This window comes from Brevibacillus panacihumi (assembly GCF_003710985.1).
In the GTDB taxonomy this organism is placed as follows: Bacteria; Bacillota; Bacilli; order Brevibacillales; family Brevibacillaceae; genus Brevibacillus; species Brevibacillus panacihumi.
Genome location: NZ_RHHT01000067.1, coordinates 1 through 4,885 on the forward strand (window position 1 = coordinate 1; position 4,885 = coordinate 4,885).

A 4,885-nucleotide genomic window follows, 5' to 3' on the forward strand; every position below is an offset into this window, starting at 1 on the left:
TCCTCGACAGATCCAATTTCCTTGCGATGGCTGCCACCTTAAATCCTTGCTCTTTTAATTGATGAACCTGAAGATACAACAGTAATTTTTCCACCTTTCCCATCCCCCAGCCAAGCTATGTTGAACAAGTAATCATAGCTTAACTGGGTTACCAAGTGAAAGAAAAAAGTGTTCATTTCTATTTGGCGGATACTGTTGAATTTAGTTTAGCAGTTACATCATGCTACTTCTGACATTGATATTGGGATCTATTATGATGAAGCGGCAGGCTTTGAAGTCAGTGAAGTCAGTAAGATCGCTACAAAGTTAGATGATGAACATCGGGAAAATATCATCACATCTTTAGGAGAATGGGGTCCATGGGTAAATGGTGGGGGTTGGCTCATTGTTCAAGGATATCATGTGGATTTTTTATTCCGTGATGTAAAACGTGTATCACAGGTAATGGATGACTGTTTGATGGGAAAGGTTTCTCCCCATTATCAGACTGGACACCCCCATGCTTATATCAATGTTATGTATATGGGTGAAATCTCAATTTGCAAAGTATTATCTGACCCCACCAATCAAATCGCTGAACTGAAAGCGAAAACCATGCCGTATCCAAAACCATTACAAGATGCAGTGATTGGATATTTTATGTTTGAATCATCCTTCTCCTTACTGCTTGCCGAGAAAAATTTGGATAAGGATGACATTTCGTACATCGCAGGCCATGCCTTCCGCTCTATTTCATGTCTAAACCAAGTGATATTTGCATTAAATGGGGAATATTGTATCAATGAGAAAAAGGCAGTTCGGATGATTGAAGGCTTTCATACAAAACCCAATGATTATAAGAAAAAGATAGACCAAATTATTACTTTGATTTCCTCAAATCAAGACCGTACAAAGGAAGGTATAGAAATACTTCAAGCACTCATTTCAGAAACAGAAAGATTATTAAATAAATAGTCATTCATAAGTACAGGAAGAAGTTTCGTACATGTGCTTTGAGTTTTACACAAGTAATCTAAATCTTGCCTTAGCCGCCCCGTAGTGAAGAACTCTCATCCTTTGCTTACGGTTTGTACTCCCTGTCACCTCGTCACATGTATGAAATTCGGATGATCTATTGGCGGAATTAGAAAAGAGGGGCTGCGGAGAACACCCCTCTTTTTTGTTGCCTACACATTACTCCAATTCTCTTCGTCCCCGACCCACCAAAATGTTGCATTCACTTTTGCTGTTATTAACTGGTACAGCTCGCCAAGCAAAGGCTGTCTCCATGTTGGAAACTCCTTGGCCATTGTATCAAACTTCATTTACAACTATAATTACTTTCTTCAACACATATGTCATTTCATAAAAACCAATTGGAAAGACAGGTTCAGTCATTCACTAAATAAATCGAAAGCTGAAAGAAAAAAGAAGGGAGTATGAACCTATGAATGTAGAAACGGTTATGCAGGAGCTTGAAGCTTTGGGCAAGGAACGAACAAAGAAAATATACGTTTCCAATGGAGCGCACGAACCGCTTTTTGGGGTGGCTACTGGACAGATGAAGCCTATCGCCAAAAAAATAAAAATAAATCAACCTCTGGCTGAGCAGCTTTACGCCACAGGGAACTATGACGCCATGTACTTTGCCGGCATCATTGCAGACCCAAAAGCAATGACCGCGGCCGATTTTGAGCGTTGGATGGATGCAGCTTATTTTTATATGCTGTCCGATTATGTGGTTGCCGTAACCTTGGCCGAGACAGATATTGCTCAAGAGGTAGCCGATAGATGGATCGCAAGCGGCGAAGAGCTGAGAATGTCAGCTGGCTGGAGCTGTTACTGCTGGCTTTTGGGAAATCGTCCAGATAGTGAATTCTCCGAAGACAAAATTGCCGGTATGCTTGATCTGGTGGAACGCACGATTCACGATGCTCCCGAACGAGCGAAATACGCGATGAATCAGTTTATTTATACCGTGGGGGTATCCTATTTGCCGCTCCATGATAAGGCTGTCGAGACCGCTAAGGCAGTAGGCCCGGTAGAAGTCAAACGGGACAAGACCAAAAGCAAGCACATACACGCCCTCGAAAATATTCAAAAGGCAGTAGAGAAAAACCAGCTTGGTTTCAAACGCAAGTATGTAAGGTGTTAAACGATTGGTAGAGTGTTGCTCACTGTTGGTTGGCGGAATAAGTAAAGAGGGGCATGTAGCCCCTCTTTTTCATATGGTCCAAGTTCTTATTCCGTGCCATCCGTGCATTCTTGTCTATATTAAATGAGATTCCCCTACGGTTTTATTTCCCTTTGATAAAAGTCATATAATTGATTAATAGAAGAACTTGATAGGAGATGACTGGCTCGTTCAATTTTCTTACGTTCCCAATCGAACCAACGCATTTCCTTTAACTTTTCGATTTCTGTGTCTGTGAAGCGTTTCCTTATCTCTTTAGCAGGGTTGCCGCCTACTATCGTATACGGTGGAACATCTTTTACAACAACCGATCCTGCCGCAACAATGGCACCTTCACCTATTTTCACACCGGGCATAATCATTGCATTCATGCCAATCCAGGAATCACTTTCGATGATTGTATCCCCTTTTGGTTCATAAGAGGTTTCAATCTGCTCCACAAACGGATAAACGGTAATCCATTCAGGATGATGATTGTGATTTCCACCCATTAAAATAATGACACCACTCGCAATGCATACGTAATTTCCTATAATCAATTTATCTAAAACCCAACCATAGTCTTCGGTGGGGTTAAATAACTTTCTTGATTTTTCATCTCCCCAAAGGTATCTAACACACCCATCCTCAAAATCATGACCATCGTAATAACCAGAGTAGTAGGAGTATTCCCCTACTTCAATCATTGGGTTCGTGACAATATCCTTTAGATACTTGATTTCCGACCAGTGGTTAAACCGATGCTGTTTCATTTTTACCCCTCGCTTCTAAGTAATCTATTTTTTTACTTAGAAGCTTCATGCAGTAGCAACATTCTTAAACCGTTTCAAACGACGAACCATCGTTCTCATCCTTTTCCTATTTGATCAGGACATTGTAACAAACGAATCTTTTGTTGGTCAAATCTGTTGTTTACCGCAGGAATGCCCCCAGAGCAGAAAATCAGCTAACTTTGAGGGGCTTTTCCTTTTGCAAAGGTTGGCTATCCTTCGAAGTCAATGCCACTAATACAATCATCCCGATGATACAGGCAGTACCCACCCATTGAAAAATACCAAAAGGTTCTTTTAACCAAAATACGGTTGTTAAAACAGCCGCTAGCGGTTCTAAACTTCCTAAAAGGCTTGTTTCTTTTGGTGAAAGATTTTGTAAGCTTTCGATATAAAACCAAAATGCAACCATTGTACCGAATACGATAACGAATCCTACGTATAAATAGGCTGCGATCGTCATGCTTGAGAAGTCCATTTGCCAAGGTGGATGAATGAAACTTAATGCAAAGCCACCGATGATCATTGCCCAGCCAACGATCACCAGGGAATCGTATTGCTTCAAAAGAGGGACTGCATATAGGGTATAAAACGCTATCGCGATGCCTGATAAAATACCCCAAACGATTGCAGGGGTCGGAACGGATAGTTGAGAGACGGAGCCGTTCGTTAACAGGGAAAAACAACCAACTAAAGCAAGGAAAACTGTTATCAAATCTTGTCGTGTTAAGGCAGTTTGTTTCCGCATGATTAAATAGATGATAATCATCACAGGGGCTAAATATTGTAATAGTGTTGCAACAGCAGCATTCCCATGTTTGATCGATGCCAAATACGTGTATTGAACGGCAAGCATACCAAGCAATCCGAAAACAATCAGGTGAACCGCTGTCCTTCTCTTTTTCCATACACCGATTATTTGTGAACGGTCTTTTGCAAAAAATTGAACGATTAAGAGTAAAAACCCAGCAATGAGCAAACGCGTCGTGACTAACCAATTTACATCGATTGCGTATTGTTGAAAGAGCTTTTTTGAAACGGTGCCACCAATTCCCCAAAGTATCGCTCCTATTATGACAAGAAATATTCCTTTTCTTCTAGCAAGTCTATCCATATAGTGATTCTCCACCTTGAAATATAATAATATTGTTATGATAGGTGGAAAAACAGATAAATAATACTCATATATGATCGAAAAGTATAAGAATATTGAGGTGCGGCATTTTGCAAATAAAAAATTTCAAGATTGACCAAAACTTAAAAGAGATGACTGAGCATCGCACAGTTGTGTTGCCGCTTGCATGCTACCAAACGACGATCAACCAGAATATCCATGGATATATACCGCTTCATTGGCATGATGAAATTCAATTTGTCCTGGTTGTAAAAGGGGAAGCCATCTTCCAGATCAATGAAGAAAGAGTGGTAGTACAAGAAGGCGATGGCCTATTTATTAATAGCGGCTGCTTGCACATGGCAGAGGAACTGAATCACTCGGGCTGTGTCTATATTTGTTTGAACGTTTCCCCCCATTTCGTTTTATCGCAAGAACTATATGCAACCTATGTACTTCCCTATGTCCAAGCAACGAACTTATCTTATCGATGTATATATGCAAATGAGCCTTGGGGAAAAAACATTTTAGATGCCCTAGTAAACATTCATCAATGGATTCAACAAGAATCTCCATACTTTGAAATCGACATCTCCGCGCAGCTAGCACTCATGTGGAAAAACCTCATCATGAATGGCTTTCAACTAGAGTACGACCAAACGAAAATAGTAAAGAGTCATCGAATGAAGCAAATGTTAGCTTGGATACATCTGCATTATGCTGAAAAAATCACATTAGATGATATTGCAAGAGCTGGTCAGTTAAGCCGGTCTGAGTGCTGTAGATATTTCAAGCGAATTCTGCATACTGTTTTTGGCAAGTAAGAAA

Annotated in this window: 4 protein-coding genes and 1 pseudogene; 3 read left to right on the forward strand and 2 right to left on the reverse strand. The window is 40.5% G+C overall.

The features are described from left to right. Positions 1–402: 402 nt before the first annotated feature. Together EDM58_RS22945 and EDM58_RS22955 are read left to right on the forward strand one after the other, a co-directional pair. Complete coding sequence (locus EDM58_RS22945) at positions 403–954, forward strand: hypothetical protein (protein ID WP_221175433.1); 552 nt, start codon at positions 403–405, stop codon at positions 952–954. Between the two features lie 472 nt (positions 955–1,426). Further along, entirely contained in the window at positions 1,427–2,134 is a 708-nt protein-coding gene (locus EDM58_RS22955) for a DNA alkylation repair protein (protein ID WP_122915398.1), read from the forward strand. Positions 2,135–2,268: 134 nt separating this feature from the next. Here the strand turns inward: EDM58_RS22955 and EDM58_RS22960 are convergent, their stop codons facing one another. Then, positions 2,269–2,925 (reverse strand): CatB-related O-acetyltransferase, encoded by a 657-nt coding sequence (locus tag EDM58_RS22960; protein ID WP_122915399.1) that lies wholly within the window; start codon positions 2,923–2,925, stop codon positions 2,269–2,271. A gap of 190 nt (positions 2,926–3,115) precedes the next feature. Continuing rightward, the gene (locus EDM58_RS22965; RefSeq protein WP_122915400.1) at positions 3,116–4,057 is read right to left on the reverse strand and encodes a DMT family transporter; all 942 of its coding nucleotides are present in this window, start codon (positions 4,055–4,057) and stop codon (positions 3,116–3,118) included. A gap of 110 nt (positions 4,058–4,167) precedes the next feature. Here EDM58_RS22965 and EDM58_RS22970 point away from each other — a divergent pair. Next, positions 4,168–4,860 (forward strand): annotated as a pseudogene (locus EDM58_RS22970) (cupin domain-containing protein); the annotation flags it as partial. Between the last annotated feature and the right edge of the window lie 25 nt (positions 4,861–4,885).